The sequence below is a fragment of the Mycobacterium sp. 012931 genome (assembly GCF_000419295.1).
Taxonomy (GTDB): domain Bacteria; phylum Actinomycetota; class Actinomycetes; order Mycobacteriales; family Mycobacteriaceae; genus Mycobacterium; species Mycobacterium marinum.
The window spans coordinates 3,987,057-4,005,607 of record NZ_AOPX01000001.1 but is presented as its reverse complement, the minus strand read 5'-3'; the positions used below and the strand labels follow the sequence as shown (position 1 = coordinate 4,005,607).

Genomic DNA, 18,551 nt, shown 5'->3' with positions numbered 1-18,551 from the left:
GACGACGCTCAGGCGGGCTCGGCGGGCGCCGTCGATTGGTCACAGCGCAGCACCGCAACCGAATGCCCGGCTAGTTCGGTGCCGGAGTCGCTGGTGTTCGGCTCACCCCAACCCAGCACCAGCGCACCGGATAGTGGCACCGTCGTCGCCTCGGTACCGAGATTGCACGCAATGCCAAACCGGCTGCGGCGCATGATGATCCAGCTCTGCTGCTCGTCATAGTCGATCACCAGGTGGTCCAGCCACGGATCGGCCAGGTCGGTCTCGTGGTGTCGCAACGCGATCAGATCGCGGTAGAAGCGCAGTAGCTGGGCATGCTCGCCTGAATCGCCTTCGCCCCAAACCAGTTTGGAGCGCAGAAAAGTCTGCGGATCTTGGGGATCGGGGATCTCGTCGGCATCCCATCCGTGCTCGGCGAACTCCGCTTTGCGTCCCTGCGCGGTGGCAACCGCCAACTCGGGCTCGGGGTGCGAGCTGAAGAACTGAAAAGGACTGCTGGCCCCCATTCCTCGCCCATGAACAGCATCGCCGTGTAGGGCGAACCGAGTACCAATGCGGCTTTGATGGCCAGCTGGCCGCTGGTCAGGTTTTGTGAAGGGCGGTCGCCAAGCGCACGATTGCCGACCTGATCATGGGTGCAGGTGTAGGCGAGCAGACGGGTGGCCGGAATCGTGGCCGTGTCCAGCGGACGTCCGTGGCGGCGGCGCCGGAACGACGAATAGGTACCGGCGTGGAAGAAGCCCCGACGAAGTGTGTGTGCCAGCGTGGCCATCGAATCGGAATTGGCGCCGAAGTCCGCATAGTAACCCTGGCGTTCCCCGGAAACCGCTGTGTGAATCGCGTGATGGATGTCGTCGTCCCATTGCGCGGTGATCCCGTAGCCACCACCATCGCGCGGGGTGATCAGCCGCGGATCGTTGAGGTCGCTCTCGGCGACCAGCGACAGCGGGCGACCGACTTGCTTTGACAGCCAGTCGGTCTCGGTGGCCAGTTCTTCGAGGATGGGTACTGCGGTGGTGTCCACCAACGCGTGGACGGCGTCCAGCCGCAGACCGTCGGCATGGAATTCGCGCATCCAGCGCAGCGCGGCGCCGATGATGTAGCGGCGAACCTCGTCCGAGTCGGCGTCGGCGATATTGATGCCTTCCCCCCCACGGGTTGCTCGCCGAGGACAGGTAAGGCCCGAATCGGGGCAGATAGTTTCCCGAAGGCCCGAGATGGTTGAACACCGCATCGATCAGCACTCCCAGACCGCGCGCATGGCAAGCGTCGACGAACCGGACCAGTCCGGCGGGGCCGCCGTAGGGCTCGTGGACGCTGTACCAGAGCACACCGTCATATCCCCAGCCGTGAGTGCCGGCAAAGGAGTTCACCGGCATCAGCTCGACGAAGTCGATCCCGAGATCGACTAGGTAGTCCAGCTTCTCGATGGCGGAGTCAAATGTGCCCGCGGCGGTGAAGGTGCCGACATGCAGCTCGTAGATCACCGCGCCGGTCACGGAGCGACCGGTCCAGGCGCCGTCGGTCCAGGTGGCCGCGGCGGGGTTCCACAGCTGGGAGCGGGCGTGCACCCCATCGGGCTGGCGGGCAGATCTGGGGTCGGGCAGCACCTTGGGGTCATCGTCGAGCAGAAATCCGTAGCGGGCAGCTGGCGCAGTCTCGATCGCGGTGTGCCACCAGCCGTCGTCGGTGCGCCTCATCGGGTACACGCCGCCCTCGACATCTAGCCGCACCAATTCGGGCTTGGGCGCCCACACCCGGAATTCAGTCATGCTTGGCGCTCCAACAGGACGACGGGCAGCTCAGAGAACAGTTCGGCGGCAGGTGCCGGCCCGCTTGCCAAGGCGCCGGTGAGAGTGTCGGTCCAGGACCCCTCGGGCAACGGCAATACCGTGTCATCCCAGCCATTTTCTTGCAGTCCTACCGTCCAGCGGGTCACCGCGACCAGGATGTCCTGGCCACGGCGAAACGCCACGATGTGATCTTCGGCGGTGCCACTGGCAAGCACCGGAATGTAGGCGCCGCGCAGGAAGCACTCCGGGTGGGAACGCCGCATTCGAAGGGCCGTGCTTACGACCCGGATCTTGGGATGCCGCAACTCTCGCAGCGCGGCTCGGCGGGCGGCGTAGTCGACGGGGCGCCGGTTGTCCGGATCGACCAGGCTGTCCTCCCACAGCTCGGTGCCTTGATAAACGTCGGGTATCCCGGGCACGGTCAGCGCGAGCAGCTTCTGGCCCAGCGCGTCACTGGCGGCATGGGGATTGAGGCGATCCACGAGTTGGGTCAGCTGCCCGGCAACCGGACCATCCAGGACAGCGTCCAGCCACCGGTGTACCGCGTCTTCGAAAGTGGAGTCCGGGTCGTTCCAGCTGGTGTGCCAAGCCGCTTCCCGAATTGCTTTCTCCGCGTAGCTGTGCAGCCGGTCGCGCAGCTGCTCGCTGACTTCCCCGGTGACCGGCCAGACGCCGAAGATGTTCTGCCACAGGAACTGTCCCGTTGCTCGGTCAGGGGAGGGGGCTTGGCTTTCGGCGCGGGCGACGAATTCGGCCCATAGTGACGGAACCTGGGACAACACGCTGATTCTCGCTCGCACGTCTTCGCCGCGTTTGGTGTCGTGGGTGGTCAACGTCGTCATGGTCTGCGGCCACATCCGGGTGCGGGTGGCCGCACTGTGATGAAACTCTGCGGCGCTGACTCCAAACCGGTGCGGCTCGCCACCCGCCTCGTTGAGTGACACCAGCCGGGCGTCTCGGTAGAACAAGCAGTCCTCGACGGCCTTGGCGGTCACCGCGCCGCACAGTTGCTGCAGCCGGTTGGCGGGTTCGCCGCCGTGGGCCAAAGCCATCGCCACCAGCTGCAGCGGCGGGCCTAATTCGGGTGCCGCAATACAGGTTTCGGCGATCGCGGTCGGCATGATCGAGGCCAGCCCGGGGTAGTCGCAGCGGTAGACGCCGATATGGGTAAGCAACGCGGCCACCGCCTCACCCGGCAGCGGATGATCCCGGCCGGCCGTTGCGGCAATGCTTCGTCTCAACCGGCTCAATTCGCTGGACAGGGTGTCGGTTGTCGCCCGGATCTTGAGATCGGCCAACAGTGCCGCCATGGCCTGGTAGTCCACGTCGGCGGACTCGACCAGCGCGGTGAGCTCTGCCGCTCCGGCCGGGTCGGCGAAGAGTCCGCCGAGTTCTCGTAGCACGTCATAGCCCGTTGTGCCGTCCACCGGCAGCGTGGGCTCCAACGCCTCGTCGGCGGCCAGGATCTTCTCGATCACAATCCAGGCCTGCTGGCCGACCAGTTCGCGCAGCCATTGCAGATAGCCGCAGGGATCGGACAGCCCATCGGGGTGGTCGATACGAAGACCATCGACGAGTCCGTCGGCGAACCAACGTGCGATCTCGACATGGCTGGCATCGAAAACCGCGCGATCCTCTTGGCGTAGCCCGGCCAACGAGGTGATCGAGAAAAACCGGCGATAACCGCACAGGCCGCGTCGCCAGCCCACCAATCGGTAGTGCTGGCGCTCATGCACCTCGGCTCCGGTGCCGGTACCGGTACCCGCAGCGATGGGGAATGCCAGCGAGCCCAGCCGCAGCAGGTCCCCGTCGACCAACAGGTCGGCCACGTCTGCGTCAGAACCCAGCACCGGCAGCACGATTCGACCGTGCTCGTCGAGATCACAGTCGATGTCGAAATACCCCGCATACTCGGAGTTGCGGCCGTGACGCAGCACATCCCACCACCACATGTTCTGTTGCGGCCGATCGACACCCACGTGGTTGGGCACGATGTCCACAATCAGGCCCATGCCGCGAGCCCGCGCCGCCGCGGATAGCCGCGCCAAGCCGTCGAGGCCGCCGAGCTCGGCTGACACCGTGGTCGGGTCGGTGACGTCATAGCCGTGGGAGGACCCCGCTACGGCGGTCAGGATAGGGGACAGGTAAAGATGGGAAACACCAAGCTCGCTGAGGTAATCCAGCACATTCTCGGCGTCTGCGAAAGTAAATCCGAATCCGCTTGATGGGCCGCGCAGCTGTAGTCGGTAGGTGGACAGGACGGGAAAGCCCATGGGCTACGCGGTCTTACGCAGCAAGATCAGCGAACGGCCGGGCACAGATACGGTGTCTTCGGCCTTCACCACCGCGTCGGCATCGCCGGCTGGATGGTTGGTGTCCAGCTCCACCGTCCATTCGTTGGCATAGTCATCGTGCGGCATGACGAACTCCACCGTTTCGTCATGGGCGTTGAAGCACAACAGAAATGAGTCGTCAACGACTCGTTCACCGCGGGCGTTGGGTGCGGTGATCGCCTCACCGTTGAGGAACACCGCAACGCACTTGTGGAAGCTGCGGTTCCAATCGTCGTGCAACATTTCCTGGCCGCTCGGGGTCAGCCAGGCGATGTCTCGCACCTCGTCGCCGGTTCGGATCGGCTCACCCTCGAAAAACCGTCGCCGACGAAAGACCGGATGGTTTCTGCGCAACGTGGTCACCTTGCGGGCGAATGCCAGCAGGTCGGCATTCGCTTCAACCAATGACCAGTCCATCCACGATATTTTGGAGTCCTGGCAGTAGACATTGTTGTTGCCCTGTTGGGTGCGCCCGATTTCGTCGCCATGGGCAATCATCGGTGTGCCCTGGCTGACCATCAAGGTGGCCCAGAAGTTGCGCATTTGGCGGTAGCGCAGCGCCACGATGTCGGGATCGTCGGTGGGGCCCTCGATGCCGCAGTTCCAGGAGCGGTTGTGACTTTCCCCGTCACGATTGTCTTCGCCGTTGGCGCTGTTGTGCTTTTCGTTGTAAGAGACCAGGTCGTTGAGGGTGAACCCATCATGAGCGGTGACGAAGTTGATGCTGGCGCTCGGCCGTCGACCGGTCGCCTCATAGAGATCCGACGACCCGGTCAGCCGGGAAGCGAATTCGCCAAGGGTTGCGGGCTCGCCCCGCCAGTAGTCACGCACAGTATCGCGGTATTTCCCGTTCCACTCCGTCCACAAACCGGGAAAGTTGCCGACCTGGTAGCCACCTTCGCCGACGTCCCACGGCTCGGCGATCAACTTGACCTGGCTGACCACCGGATCCTGCTGCACCAGGTCGAAAAACGCGCTCAGTCGGTCCACGTCGTGCAACTCGCGGGCCAAAGTCGCGGCCAGGTCGAAGCGGAATCCGTCGACGTGCATCTCGATCACCCAGTAGCGCAGCGAGTCCATGATCAGCTGCAGCACGTGGGGGTGGCGGGCGTTGAGGCTGTTGCCGGTGCCGGTGTAGTCCTTGTACCAGCGCAGGTCGGAGTCAACCAGCCGGTAGTACGCGGAGTTGTCGATACCGCGGAAGTTGATCGTTGGGCCGAGGCGATTGCCTTCGGCGGTGTGGTTGTACACGACGTCGAGGATGACCTCGATGCCTGCTTCGTGCAGGCTGCGCACCATGGACTTGAACTCTCCCACCGCGCTGCCGGCTTGGCGGTTGGCTGCGTATTGGTTGTGCGGGGCGAAGAATCCAAAGGTGTTGTAGCCCCAGTAGTTCCGTAGGCCTAGGTCCAGCAGTCGCGAGTCGTGCATGAATTGGTGCACCGGCATCAGTTCGATGGTGGTGACATTGAGGGACTTCAGGTGGTCGATGATCGCCGGGTGGGCCAGCCCAGCGTAGGTGCCGCGAAGTTCCTCGGGGATGTCCGGATGGGTCTGGGTCATGCCTTTGACGTGGGCTTCGTAGATGACGGTCTCGTGGTAGGGAATCATCGGAGCCCGGTCATAACCCCAGTCGAAGAACGGGTTGATCACCACACTTGTCATGGTGGAGCCCAGGGAGTCGACGATGGGAGGGATACCGGGGTCGGCCGAGCCCAGGTCGACAGTCTTCATGTCATAGGAGAACAGCGCCTGCCCGAAGGTGAAATCGCCGTCGAACGCCTTCCCGTACGGGTCGAGCAGCAGCTTGCTCGGGTCACAGCGGTGCCCGGCCGCGGGGTCGAATGGCCCGTAGACCCGAAAGCCGTAGCGCTGGCCGGGGCTGATGTTGGGGAGATAGGCGTGCCAGACGTATCCGTCGACCTCCTCGAGAGAGATCCGCGATTCGCTATCGTCGTCGGCGATCAGGCAGAGCTCGACCCGGTCGGCGATTTCGGAAAAGAGCGAAAAGTTGGTGCCGGCGCCGTCATAGGTGGCTCCCAGTGGATACGCGCTGCCCGGCCATACGGTGGGCAGTGGAGGTGGCGTTACGCCAGAGTCCACGGCGTTGTTCGGCGACATCGTATGACCTTATCCGCGTTGGGGGTTGGTCCGCGTATTTCGCGCTGACAAGCCCGGCGCCCTGTCGGGCCGGCGCGGCCGGACAGGCGAGGGCGGATCTCACCACCAGCCGGTGATTGCTGCGATCTGCCGCCCGAGTTCGGGGGTCATGGTGCGGGCATAGGTGGGTGTCATGTGGTGAGCGTCACGGTAGATCAGCACATTTCCCTCGACCGCGCGACAGTAGTCGGGCCGACATATCGCGTCTGACATGTCGATCGGTTTGAGGTTCGGGAACCGGTCTACGAAATCCAACGTGGTGTTGTAGTCCGACAGCAGTTCAGAGCGCTTGATTCCGCAGGACTGCGCATCGCCCCCCTTGGCCAGGCAGTCCGCCGGTTTGAACGGCTGGCCGTCCTTGACCATCCAGGGGGTGTCCCGAACCGCGAGGACGGGAATGTTGTTGTCGGCAAATGTTTGCCAGATACCGATGTAGGTGGCCGGCATGACGTCGCCCGGCTTGATGTTCCACGGCCGTGTCGACGTGGTGAACACATAGTCGGGACGGTCGGTGACCAGTTTCTCCATCGTCTTCTGCACCCACTCGCGGCACTGCGGGTACGGGGCGTTGTTGCCCATGATCAGCGGGACTTCTTCGGTGGACAGCGGGCAGCCCATCTTGAGGTACGTCACCACCTTGAAGTGATGCAGACGCCCGAGTAGATCCAGTGCCGGAAGCCAATGTTCGGCGTGCGAACCTCCGGCGAGCGCGATGGTCCGGGAAGCGTCCACATCGCCGTAGGTGCAATTGACCAGCGCCGGATTGACGAAGTCACTGATGCAGCCGTCTCGAGTGGAAGCGGGAAAGTCGCCTTTGGCTTCGAACACGGTGGGGCGCATCCGCAGTTTGGGCACCCGGACATGGTCGGTCAGGGCACGTGCTCCGGGATAGTCGTTGGCGCTGAGTCCCCGGAGCTCTTTGCCGGAGGCGCGTTCGACGATCACGTGCTCTCGCCAGGTGAACGACGTAGCGGTCAGGGTGACGCCCAGCAACACCACGACCGACCCCATCGCGATGGTCGGCCGGCGCAACCGGAGCTGCCAGGGAATCGCTTGCGTCTTGACTGCGGCGGCGGTGCCCGACGGCGCGCGATACCGCAATGGGTCTTCGACGTGGCGAGTGGTCAGAAATGCCAGTACTCCCGATACCAGCAGTATCGCTGCACCCTCGATGAAGTTTGCGTGCCGGTGGCCGGTGTAGGAGAGCCAGAAGATCAGCAGCGGCCAGTGCCATAGGTACAGCGAGTAGGCCATCGCGCCGAGCGTCACCAGTGGCCCGGCGGCCAGCAGTCGATTGGGTAGCGGAAGACGGTCGCGGGTGCTCGGATGGGCCTGCCGGTTGGCCCCAGCCATGATCATCAGCATCGCGGCGCCGACTGGTACCAACGCCCATGGGCCAGGAAATTCTTTGACGCCGTTGATCAGGGCGCCGCACGACAGGACTATCGCCAACCCCACGGTGGCCGCGATGGTGCGCAGCCACATCGGCCAGCGAATGTAGGGCACCAGCGCACCCACCAGCGCCCCCAGGAGCAGCTCCCAGGCCCGCGCAAAGCTGTTGTAGTACGCGGTCGGCTGGTAGGCCTGGTGGGCGATGATCGCATAAACAAAGGACGCGATCGTGAGCGCGCTGAGCAGCACCACGAACATGGTCCGCAGATGGGTGCCGAGCAGACGCCGGAACAAAAAGGTGCACCCGGTGATCAAAAGCAGGAAGGCCAGATAGAACTGGCCCTGCACCGACATCGACCAGATGTGCTGTAGCGGGCTGACCGCTTCGCCGGCGCGCAGGTAGTCCGCGGCAGAGTTGGCCAGTTCCCAGTTCTGGTAGTAGCCCAGACTGGCCAGGCTCTGGTCGGCGAACGCTTCCCATCGGGTCTGCGGTTGAACCAGGATGGTGAGCAACGCACAGGCGGCTAGGGCCACGACCATGGCCGGCAGCAGCCGGCGGATCAGCCGGATCAGCTCAGTTATCGGTGAGAGCTTCAGACTCGGATTCAGGGCGGTGCGCAGAATCTTGCCGCCGAAAAAGAACCCCGATAGCGCCAAGAAGACGTCCACTCCGCCGGAAACCCGGCCGAACCAAACGTGGAATATGGCTACGAGGGCGATCGCGATACCGCGCAAACCGTCCAGATCATGGCGGTAAAAACCGGTTTTTCGGGTCCCCATAGCGACCGGCGCCGCGGCGGCGGTCGGTGATGTGGGCGGTGTCAGCGTCTGCATGGTCGACTGACAATTTACCGAAAAGCCACCTGCTTCCCTCGCTGAGCAGCGATGTCAGCGAGAGATGCAGGTGGCGTGGGTTGGGAACTACCCAGGTTGACGGTCGGTTACCGCGCGGTGGTGGCCGGAGCCGGCTGCAGCGGCACCAACTGTGTCGGTGCCTGCTGAACTGGGGATTGCTGGGTCGGCAGCTGTTGCAGGGGGACTTGTTGGGTCGGCGCCTGGCGGGTCGGTGCCTGCAGCGGTGCCTGCTGAGTCGGCAACTGTTGGGCGGGTGCCTGTTGCAGCGGTGCCTGCTGAGTCGGCACCTGCTGCAGCGGTGCCTGTCGAAGCGGGGTCTGCGGCAGCGGTGTCTGCTGCAACGGCGCTTGCGAAGCGCCGATGATCCGGACTAGGTAAGGCATCATGTCGGTGGTGCGTACCGGCGAGACCTGCACGACGTCGCCCACCTCCAACATCTGCCCGTTTCCGAGGTACATCGCCACGCTCTGGGTGCCCTCGGGGCCGTAGAAGAGCAGGTCGGCCTTGCGGGCCTGCTGCGGCAGGACCTTCTGGCCGACTTTGTACATCTCACCGGAGGAGCGCGGCAGCTTGATCCCAGCGCCGGCGTAGGCGTATTGGATCAACCCCGACGCGTCGAATCCGACGGTGTAGATGCCCGTCCCCTTGCCGCGGGACGGACCCGTGATACCGCCGCCGGCCCAGGAGAACGGCACGCCGCGCTGCGAAAGTCCGCGCGCGACCACGACGTCGGTTGCCTGCTGGTAGTCCACCGGCCGGACACTGGGGTCGGCGGCCGCGATGCCCGGGGCGGCCGCCATCGGGGCCGCCATCATCACCAAACCGATCGCGAAGGCGTAGATGCGTTTCATCGGGATTCCAATCTCCTAGGCTCTCCCAGGCCCTCTGGTGGGCCTCCTGTGCCTCAGCGCGGTGACTTCGCGCGTCCGCCGCTGTTCCATGACTCACGCGATGGCCGCTACGTCGAGACCTAACGCCGTTGCATGACAGTTGGAAACGTGAACCAGTCGGTTAGGTCGCTGTATTCACATCAGTCACTACAGTCACTTTGACAACGGATGTGTTCGCTCGCCAGGTCCCCAGGTCATTTTTTGTCTTAACGTGACCGGACGGTGACTGTGCTGGTCAGTGGCCTATCGGCGGTTGTGATTTCGGTCTCAGCAGCCTTGCTGGCCGCGCTCGGGGAACCGTGTCGGTCAGTGCCAGTAGGTTTCACTGAAGCCGGTCAGCGCGTACCCGATCACCGAAGTGACCGTGATGACGGCGATGGCGATGATCGGCCAGAAGGACATGTACCAGCCCTTCACCATGGAAACCAGCGGGCCGATCACGGCTGCGGCCACGGCCGCGCCGATGCCGCCCCACATGACCGGATAGATGTAGTAGTTGACGGCGAATGGCACAGGGGGGCAGTCCTCGGAAATGCACACGTTCTGGGAGAAGGCGAATAGCTGCGACGGCCAACTGGTCGTGGTCACCACAACCAGTAGCGCGCCCAAGAACGCGACCGTGAGGATCACATCCAGTGGAGCAATGCGCAGCGTGAGGATCTGCGGTGGCCGATCCTCGGTGTGGTCGGGGATCGGCGTTGCGTCGGTATCTGAACCGGTCGTGTGGTCGTGCTGGTTCGGCAAAGCCATGTCATGCATGCTTCCCGATGTCCGGGCTTTGTGCGACCCGCAGCCGCGTGGGCCCAGGTGCGGCCGCGTTCGGCTCGGTTACCCTCGGATTCCATGTCTGCCGCCGACACATCGAGGGGCGGTTTGACGCCCGAGCAAATCGGTGCGATCGATGCCGCCAACGTGTGGCACCCCTACAGCACCATTGGCACCACGGCCGCACCCAACCTGGTAGTGGTCTCGGCTCGCGGCGCCTGGCTGACCTTGATCCACGACGGCCAGCCGATCGAGGTGCTCGACGCGATGAGCTCCTGGTGGACCTCGGTCCACGGGCATGGGCACCCAGTGCTGGACGCGGCCGTGAGCGCCCAGGTGGGCACGATGAGCCACGTCATGTTCGGTGGGTTGACCCACGAACCGGCGGCCAGGCTGGCCAAACTGCTCGTCGATATCACCCCGGCCGGTTTGGAAACGGTCTTTTTCAGCGACTCCGGATCGGTGGCGGTAGAAGTCGCGGTGAAGATGGCGTTGCAGTATTGGCGCAGTCGTGGCCGGCCGGGAAAGCACCGCCTGATGACCTGGCGCGGCGGCTACCACGGCGACACTTTCACGCCGATGAGCGTCTGCGACCCCGAGGGCGGGATGCACTCGCTATGGACCGACATCCTGGCCCGGCAAGTGTTCGCGCCGCACGTGCCTCACGATTACGACCCCGCCTACAGTGCGGCGTTCGAAGCGCAACTGGCACAGCATGCCGCCGAATTGGCGGCCGTCGTCGTCGAACCGGTGGTGCAAGGAGCGGGCGGGATGCGCTTCCACGACCCGCGCTATCTGGCTGACCTGCGAGATTTCTGTCGGCGCCATGAGGTGCTTTTGATCTTCGACGAGATCGCCACCGGCTTCGGCCGCACCGGCGAACTCTTCGCTGCCGACCATGCCGGGGTGAGCCCGGACATTATGTGCGTCGGCAAGGCGCTCACCGGTGGTTATCTCAGTCTGGCCGCCACGTTGTGCACGACGGACATCGCGCACACCATCAGCGCCGGTGCGGCCGGCGCGCTGATGCACGGACCGACCTTCATGGCGAATCCGCTGGCCTGCGCGGTGTCGGTGGCCAGCGTCGAGCTGCTGCTCGAACAGGACTGGCGAGGCACGGTCGCCGGGATCGCTTCCGGTTTGACCACCGGACTCGAACCCGCTCGGGCATTGCCAGGGGTGACCGACGTGCGGGTACGCGGCGCGATCGGCGTGATCGAATGCGACCGACCGGTCAATTTGTCTGTCGCCACCCCAGTTGCCCTAGAGCACGGTGTCTGGCTGCGTCCGTTTCGCAACCTGGTCTACGCGATGCCGCCATACATCTGCGCCCCGGATGAGATCGCGCAGATCAGCTCCGCGATGGTCGAGGTCGCGCGTCTCGTAGGCTGAAGGCTCATGGGCGCCCCCACACAGATTCCGATTGAGACGTCGCCACTGGCCTGGCTGGACGCTGTCGAACGGCAGCGCCGCGATGCTGGGCTGCGTCGCTCGCTGCGCCCGCGTCCTCCCGTCGGTACCGAGTTGGACCTTGCGTCCAACGATTACCTGGGGCTGTCCCAGCACCCCGACGTGATTGAAGGCGGTGTCCAGGCACTGCGCATCTGGGGCGCAGGCGCCACCGGTTCGCGCCTGGTCACCGGCGACACCGAGCTGCACCAGCAGTTGGAAGCCGAACTCGCCGAATACGTCGGCGCTGCCGCGGGCCTGTTGTTTTCGTCGGGCTACACGGCGAACTTGGGAGCCGTCGTCGGTCTGTCCGGGCCGGGTTCGCTTTTGGTCTCCGATGCGTACTCGCACGCGTCCCTGGTGGACGCCTGCCGCCTTTCGCGCGCTCGGGTGGTCGTGACGCCGCACCGCGACGTTGCTGCGGTGGACGCGGCGCTGGCCTCGCGCGACGAGCAACGGGCCATGGTCATCACCGACTCGGTGTTCAGCGCCGACGGCACCTTGGCCCCGCTTCGTGAGTTGCTCGCCGCCTGCCGCCGGCACCGGGCCCTGCTCGTCATCGACGAGGCGCACGGACTGGGCGTTCGCGGTGGCGGGCGCGGGCTGTTGCACGAGCTGGGGCTGGCGGGTGCGCCCGATGTGGTGCTGACCACGACGCTGTCGAAAGCTCTCGGCAGCCAGGGCGGTGCCGTTCTGGGGCCGGCCGCGGTGCGTGCGCACCTCATCGATGCGGCCCGGCCGTTCATCTTCGACACCGGTTTGGCGCCGGCCGCAGTGGGCGCGGCGCGGGCCGCGCTGGGTGTGCTCAAGGCCGAGCAGTGGCGGCCCGACGCGGTGTTGCAGAACGCCCGTGAACTCGCCGACATCTGCGACGTGCCCGAGACGCCGCAGTCCGCGGTGGTGTCCGTGTTGCTGGGCGACCCGGAGGTGGCGCTGGCCGCCGCGGCGGCCTGTCTGGACGCCGGTGTCAAGGTGGGGTGCTTCCGGCCCCCGACGGTGCCCGCCGGGGCATCACGGCTGAGACTGACGGCGCGCGCGTCGTTGAGTCCTGACGAGATGGAGCTGGCCCGGCGGGTGCTGACCGACGTTCTTCTCGGCCCTGCCGCGGCACGCCGTTGACCGTCCTGTGCGTCACCGGCACCTGCACCGGGGTCGGCAAGACGGTCGTCACCGCGGCGCTGGCGTCCCAGGCGAACCAAGCGGGTATCGACGTGGTTGTGTGCAAACCCGTTCAGACTGGCACCGGCAACGGCGACGACGATCTGGCCGAGATAGGTCGGCTATCCGGGGTAACCGAGCTGGTCGGCTTGGCGCGTTACCCGTTGCCGATGGCGCCTGTCGCGGCGGCGGAGCAGGCCGGGCAGCCGCTGCCCAGCCGCGATCAGTTGGTGCAGCACATTCGGGGTCTGGACCGTCCGGGCCGGTTGACGCTCGTCGAAGGTGCAGGCGGATTGCTCGTCGAGCTCGCCGACTCCGGCGGCACGCTGCGGGACCTCGCCGTCGATCTGGGTGCCGCCATGCTGGTGGTGGTCGCCGCGGGACTGGGCACGCTCAATCACACTGCATTGACCCTGGAAGCGCTTGCGGCGCAGAAGGTTTCATGCGCCGGTCTGGTGCTCGGCAGTTGGCCGGCGCATCCCGGATTGGTGGAATCCTCGAATCGGGACGCCCTGGCTCGCTTGGCTCCCATGCGGGCCGTGCTTTCCGCCGGAGCCGCGCAGCTCAGCGTTGCGGACTTCGCGGTCATGAGTGCGGGCGCGTTCGACCGCGAATGGGTAGCCACGTTGGTCGGTTGAGATGGTGCATTCGATCGAGCTGGTCTTTGACCGCGACACCGAGGCCGCGGTCCGCCGCATCTGGGAGGAGCTGGCCGGTGCCGGGATCCCCAGCCAGGCGCCGGCGAGCCGTCCGCACGTGACAATGGCCGTCGCCGATCGGATCAGCTCCGAGGTGGACGAGCTGCTGAGCCCGGTTGCCGCAACACTTCCCCTGAGTTGTGCGATCGGTGCGCCGGTCTTGTTCGGCCGGGCAAGTGTGGTCTTCGCACGCCTGGTGGTGCCAACAGTCGAGCTGTTGGCACTGCACTCCGAGGTACACCGGTTGTGTGCGCCCTATCTGGACCCGGCGCCGATGCCGAATAGCCTGCCCGGGCATTGGACCGGCCATGTCACCCTGGCCCGGCGGGTCGGTGGGGCCCAGCTGGGGCGGGCATTGCGGATTGCCGGCCGCCCCGCACAAATCAATGGCAGTTTCGCCGGCCTGCGCCGCTGGGACGGGAACAAACGCGCTGAGCAACCGATCACATGACGGTGCTCAGCACGGTGAAATCACAGCACAGCGCGCGGTGGGCTACCGCGTCAGGTTTGTGCAGCCGTGCACGGCTACCCTAAGTTGGCAGTTCTGTGCTCGACAGGCTCGGGCCAGACCACAGATTTTGACGAAGACCAGGGGAGTACTTGGTGACTCAGGCGGCTACTCGACCCAGCAATGACGCCGGCCAGGATGGCGTGACCGAACCAGACATTCTGGCCGTGGCGCGGCAGCAGGTGCTGGAGCGTGGGGAGGGCTTGAATCAGGAGCAGGTCCTGCAGGTCCTGCAGCTATCGGAGGACCGCCTGGAAGAACTGCTGGTGCTGGCCCATGACGTCCGGATGCGCTGGTGCGGCCCCGAGGTCGAGGTCGAGGGCATCATCAGCCTAAAGACCGGTGGCTGCCCGGAGGATTGCCACTTCTGCTCGCAATCGGGCCTGTTCAGCTCGCCGGTACGCAGCGCCTGGTTGGACATCCCCAGCCTGGTCGAGGCGGCCAAGCAGACGGCCAAGTCCGGCGCTACCGAATTTTGCATCGTGGCGGCGGTCCGCGGTCCCGATGCCAGGCTGCTGTCCCAGGTCGCCGCGGGCATCGAGGCGATTCGAAACGAAGTCGAAATCAACGTCGCCTGCTCGCTGGGCATGCTGACCGCCGAGCAGGTGGAACAGCTCGCGGCGATGGGTGTGCATCGCTACAACCACAACCTGGAGACCGCTCGCTCGTACTTCACCAACGTCGTTACGACGCACACGTGGGAGGAGCGCTGGCAGACGCTCACGATGGTGCGCGACGCCGGCATGGAGGTGTGCTGCGGCGGCATCCTCGGTATGGGGGAGACGCTGGAGCAGCGCGCCGAATTCGCCGCCAACCTGGCCGAGCTGGACCCCGACGAGGTCCCGTTGAACTTCCTCAACCCCCGCCCCGGCACCCCCTTCGGTGACCTCGAGGTGCTGCCGGCCGGCGAAGCGCTCAAGGCGGTTGGTGCGTTCCGATTGGCGCTACCGCGCACGATGCTGCGCTTTGCCGGTGGCCGCGAGATCACCCTCGGCGACCTGGGCGCCAAGCGTGGGATCCTGGGCGGCATCAACGCGGTGATCGTCGGAAACTACCTGACCACGCTCGGCCGTCCGGCCGAAGCTGACCTGGAACTGTTGGAAGACCTACAGATGCCGTTGAAGGCGCTCAACGCAAGTTTGTAGGAAATCAAGGACATTGTGGTGGGAAGTCTCGGTGCTCCGGTCACTGCCGGCGTCTACAACGTCTACACCGGCGAACTGGCGGGTACGACCACGCCCACAGCGGCCCAGTTAGGTCTGGAGCCGCCGCGGTTCTGTGCCGAATGCGGACGGCGGATGATCGTGCAGATTCGTCCCGATGGTTGGTGGGCACGATGCTCGCGGCACGGGCAGGTGGACTCTTCGGAGTTGGAGACGCGTCGGTGACCGAGGAATCGGTGCCTGCTGTTCCCACCACGTCCCACGAGCCGCAGCCGCCCGTCGACGCGGTGGGGCTGCCGGATTCCGGTGGCCCTCGAACGTCGCGAACCCGCGCAATCACCACCGTGATGCTCGGTCTTACCGCGGTTGGCCTCTTGGTTGGCGGACTTTGGGCCTGGGTGGCGCCGGCCGTTCATGCCGTGGTCGCCGTCACCCGGACGGGCGAGCGTGTGCACGATTACTTGGGTAGCGAGTCAGAGAATTTCTTTGTCGCACCGTTCTTGATGCTCGGGCTGTTGGGTGTGGTGGCCGTGGTGGCGGCGGTGCTGATCTGGCAGTGGCGTGAACACAGAGGGCCCGCGATGGTGGCCGCCTTTGCGGCCGGGCTGGTGGGCGCCGCGGCGGCGGCAACCGCCGTCGGTGCGTTGCTGGTGTACTGGCGCTATGGCGCGTTGGATTTCGACACGGTGCCGCTGGCCAGCGGCGATCACTCGTTGACATACGTGATCGAGGCGCCGCCGGTGTTTTTCGCCCGCCACGCGTCTTTGGTAGCGGCCACCCTGTTGTTGCCCGCGGCCGTCGGGTCACTGGTGTACGCACTGATGGCGGCCGGAACCGTGCGTGATGATCTGGGCGGTTACCCGCCGGTCGAGCCCCGGCCGGCCGCACCCGCAAAAGCCCCCGAAGCGCCCGTGCCGTAACGGATTTCGGTGCGGCTCAAAGTGGACAATCCACGGTGGGCGGCCTTACAGCGGGCGGCGATGAATCTTGCGTCCGGTGATCATCTTGGCGGCGATGACGGCCAATCGTGCCATGCCCGCATAGGTCATCGGGTTGAACATCGTCGGCCACGTGGTTCGAATGACGTGTTCGGTCAGCGGCAGGCCTGCGAATCGGTCGGTGAGCCAGCGCAGCGTCATCGGGGCGGACAGCGGGTGCAACATCATGTGCTCGTTGAAGGCATCCCGGTGGTAGGTAACCCTGGCACCACCCGTCGAATAGGACTCGGCCAGCGTGTCGATGTCATCGACGGAGATGAGATAGTCGTGGACGGCCTGCACGATCAACACCGGGGGTGCCGGCACGGCGGCGCCCAGTTTGATGTCGTCGAAGACGTGCACAACTTCTGGTGTGGACAGAACATCTTCGAGCGGCTCGTCCAGGTAGTGGCCCAAGTCGTTGTTGGCCATCCGGATGACCGCTTCGGCGGTGGTCATCTGCTCGAGCCGCTCGAGCAACTCGATCCCATCTTCGTTAGCATGTTGTTTGATCACCCGGTCCAGCCCCGGGTAGACGTGTCCGAGGGCGGCCACCACCATTGCGGGCAGGCCCGCAAGCAGGGTTCCGTTGAGCCGACGGAAGGTATTACCCAGGTCGCCGACCGGCGAACCCAGCACGGCTCCGACGATGTTGAGCTCAGGCGCGTACTCGCCGCACATTTCGGCAGCCCATGCGCTGGCCAGGCCCCCGCCCGAGTAGCCCCACAATCCGATCGGCGCCGATTGCGGCAGCGCCAGACGTTCGGCGCTCAGGGCCGCCCGGATACCGTCCAGGACCCGGTAGCCCGGCTCGTAGGGCGTTCCCCAAAGCCCCCGGACACCCTCGTGGTCAGGTACTGAGACCGCCCACCCCTCGGCAACGGCGGCGGTGATCAGCAGCAGCTCCAACTGGGTCAATGAGCCGATCGCTTTGGCTCCGCGGCGCAGCGCGTAGGAGGGAAAGCAGCGCGAGGACATGGCGTCGATCGCGCACTGGTAGGAGAGCAGCGGGTAGGTCTGTCCGGGCGCAACTTCGGCGGGAAGAATCACCGTGGTCACGGTGGCCTCGGGATTGCCGCACATGTCCGTGGTCCGGTACAGCAGTTGAGTGGCGGTGATGGACTGCGGGATCAAGCCCAGAAACGCCAGCTCGACCTCGCGCGAGCGCAGCACGGTACCCGGTTCGGCATGGTGGTAGCCGGCGGGCGGGTCATAAAACGGATCGTCACTCGGCAGCAGGGGACGTACCTTGCGCTGCAGTTCCTCATGCGGCGGCCGGCCGATCCATTCGGCGGCGCGCGCGTCTGCCAGACTGCCGAGCTTCACCATTAAGGCTCCCTTCATGGCCTTCGGCATTCTCGCGCACGATCCATCCCGAACCAGATGGGATGGCAGCGCAGTAAGCCAGTTACGGTTCTGTGCCGGCAGCCGAACGGCGCCAGCATCTCTTAACGAACTCTTAGTAGTCTCATACAAGCTACAGGATTCAACCGCGAAATTGACATTGACATGGCGTGGTCCCGGTCACAATTTGCACCGGGCTTGGATCGGCAATGTCGGTTGTTTCGTAACGGCACCCTGGGGCCCGCCAAAATGCCACTACAGGCTGGGTATTTGGAATCGGGCTCGGGTATTTGGCGGTGGCGAAAAAATGGTGGTTGATCGCGGTCTCAAGCCGGCCGGCCTCAGCCTGGAGGGCGCAGCGCCGCGAACTCGTCGGTGACTCTGAGCTGGGAATCGGTAAACCTGTACATCGCTGCGGGGCGGCCGCCGCTGCGGCCGGACTGCGCGAAGGTGCCGGTCTGGGTGATCACCTTTCGGCGGGCCAAGACTCGTTGCAGATTCGTCGTATCGACCTGATAGCCCAGTGTCGCGCCGTAGATGTCGCGCAACGTGGAGAGTGCGAATTCTTTAGGTGTCAAGGCAAATCCGATATTGGTATACGACATTTTCGCCACCAGTCGAGCGTGGGAGTGGGTCACCATCGGGCCGTGGTCGAATGCCATCGGGGGCAGTGCATTCACCGGATGCCAGCGCGTGTCGGCCGGCAGCTCGGGGGTGGCCGGGGAGGGGACCAGGCCGAGGAATGTCGACGCGATGACGCGGGTGTCGCCCGGCACCCGGTGCGGATCCGAGAACACCGCGAGTTGCTCTAGGTGGGACAATTCGCGCAGGTCAACTTTCTCCGCGAGCTGGCGACGCACCGAGGTGGTCAAGTCCTCGTCGCTGCGCAGCCGCCTGCCAGGTAGTGACCAGGCGCCTTTCTGTGGATCTTGCGCACGTTGCCATAGCAGCACGTTAAGCTGCGGTTTCCCCCCTCGAGATGCCGCTGTGATCTGGCGAACCTGAAAGACCGCAGCCAGAACTTCATGAGCGGTGTTACTATTGGCCATGTTTTCGATTGTAAGTC

At 65.0% G+C, this 18,551-nt stretch carries 14 protein-coding genes and 1 pseudogene; 7 read left to right on the top strand and 8 right to left on the bottom strand.

Annotated features, from left to right (window positions below; all coding sequences use genetic code 11):
* Positions 1-8: 8 nt before the first annotated feature.
* The 6 genes and pseudogenes from treZ to MMSP_RS27600 form a co-directional block, all read right to left on the bottom strand.
* Positions 9-1,772, bottom strand: a pseudogene (treZ, locus tag MMSP_RS28755) (malto-oligosyltrehalose trehalohydrolase).
* Entirely contained in the window at positions 1,769-4,066 is a 2,298-nt protein-coding gene (gene treY, locus MMSP_RS17545; protein WP_020787711.1) for a malto-oligosyltrehalose synthase, read from the bottom strand. Before treY ends, treZ begins: the two are co-directional and overlap by 4 nt.
* A 3-nt stretch (positions 4,067-4,069) precedes the next feature.
* Positions 4,070-6,247 carry a glycogen debranching protein GlgX gene (gene glgX, locus MMSP_RS17540; RefSeq protein WP_020787710.1) on the bottom strand — a complete coding sequence of 726 codons (2,178 nt, stop codon included), beginning with the start codon at positions 6,245-6,247 and terminating at the stop codon, positions 4,070-4,072.
* Between the two features lie 99 nt (positions 6,248-6,346).
* Positions 6,347-8,512 (bottom strand): acyltransferase family protein, encoded by a 2,166-nt coding sequence (locus MMSP_RS17535; RefSeq protein WP_020787709.1) that lies wholly within the window; start codon positions 8,510-8,512, stop codon positions 6,347-6,349.
* A gap of 107 nt (positions 8,513-8,619) precedes the next feature.
* The gene (gene ripD, locus MMSP_RS17530) at positions 8,620-9,384 is read right to left on the bottom strand and encodes an NlpC/P60 family peptidoglycan-binding protein RipD (RefSeq protein ID WP_015356015.1); all 765 of its coding nucleotides are present in this window, start codon (positions 9,382-9,384) and stop codon (positions 8,620-8,622) included.
* 345 nt (positions 9,385-9,729) lie between these two features.
* Entirely contained in the window at positions 9,730-10,173 is a 444-nt protein-coding gene (locus MMSP_RS27600) for a hypothetical protein (protein WP_012394130.1), read from the bottom strand.
* Positions 10,174-10,266: 93 nt separating this feature from the next.
* Here MMSP_RS27600 and MMSP_RS17520 point away from each other — a divergent pair, with 93 nt between their 5' ends.
* The 7 genes from MMSP_RS17520 to MMSP_RS17495 all read left to right on the top strand — a co-directional run bounded on the left by MMSP_RS17520 (position 10,267) and on the right by MMSP_RS17495 (position 16,084).
* Complete coding sequence (locus MMSP_RS17520) at positions 10,267-11,580, top strand: adenosylmethionine--8-amino-7-oxononanoate transaminase (RefSeq protein WP_015356014.1); 1,314 nt, start codon at positions 10,267-10,269, stop codon at positions 11,578-11,580.
* A gap of 6 nt (positions 11,581-11,586) precedes the next feature.
* Entirely contained in the window at positions 11,587-12,756 is a 1,170-nt protein-coding gene (locus tag MMSP_RS17515) for an 8-amino-7-oxononanoate synthase (protein WP_020787708.1), read from the top strand.
* Positions 12,753-13,433: a dethiobiotin synthase gene (bioD, locus tag MMSP_RS17510; protein WP_011739692.1), complete on the top strand. Its 681-nt coding sequence runs from the start codon at positions 12,753-12,755 to the stop codon at positions 13,431-13,433. The genes MMSP_RS17515 and bioD overlap by 4 nt, the downstream gene beginning before the upstream one ends.
* 1 nt (position 13,434) lies before the next feature.
* Complete coding sequence (locus MMSP_RS17505; protein WP_020787707.1) at positions 13,435-13,944, top strand: 2'-5' RNA ligase family protein; 510 nt, start codon at positions 13,435-13,437, stop codon at positions 13,942-13,944.
* A 152-nt stretch (positions 13,945-14,096) separates the two neighbouring features.
* Positions 14,097-15,146, top strand: coding sequence for a biotin synthase BioB (gene bioB, locus MMSP_RS17500; protein WP_015356010.1), 1,050 nt, complete (start codon positions 14,097-14,099; stop codon positions 15,144-15,146).
* Positions 15,147-15,149: 3 nt separating this feature from the next.
* Complete coding sequence (locus tag MMSP_RS26240; RefSeq protein ID WP_085979814.1) at positions 15,150-15,389, top strand: hypothetical protein; 240 nt, start codon at positions 15,150-15,152, stop codon at positions 15,387-15,389.
* 122 nt (positions 15,390-15,511) lie between these two features.
* Positions 15,512-16,084: a DUF2567 domain-containing protein gene (locus MMSP_RS17495; protein WP_231395692.1), complete on the top strand. Its 573-nt coding sequence runs from the start codon at positions 15,512-15,514 to the stop codon at positions 16,082-16,084.
* Positions 16,085-16,129: 45 nt separating this feature from the next.
* On the opposite strand, the gene MMSP_RS17490 is transcribed toward MMSP_RS17495, so the two are convergent.
* Both MMSP_RS17490 and MMSP_RS17485 read right to left on the bottom strand, forming a co-directional pair.
* Positions 16,130-17,470, bottom strand: coding sequence for a lipase family protein (locus MMSP_RS17490; RefSeq protein ID WP_036426663.1), 1,341 nt, complete (start codon positions 17,468-17,470; stop codon positions 16,130-16,132).
* Between the two features lie 356 nt (positions 17,471-17,826).
* Positions 17,827-18,534 carry an NUDIX domain-containing protein gene (locus tag MMSP_RS17485; protein ID WP_036426662.1) on the bottom strand — a complete coding sequence of 236 codons (708 nt, stop codon included), beginning with the start codon at positions 18,532-18,534 and terminating at the stop codon, positions 17,827-17,829.
* Positions 18,535-18,551: the final 17 nt, after the last annotated feature.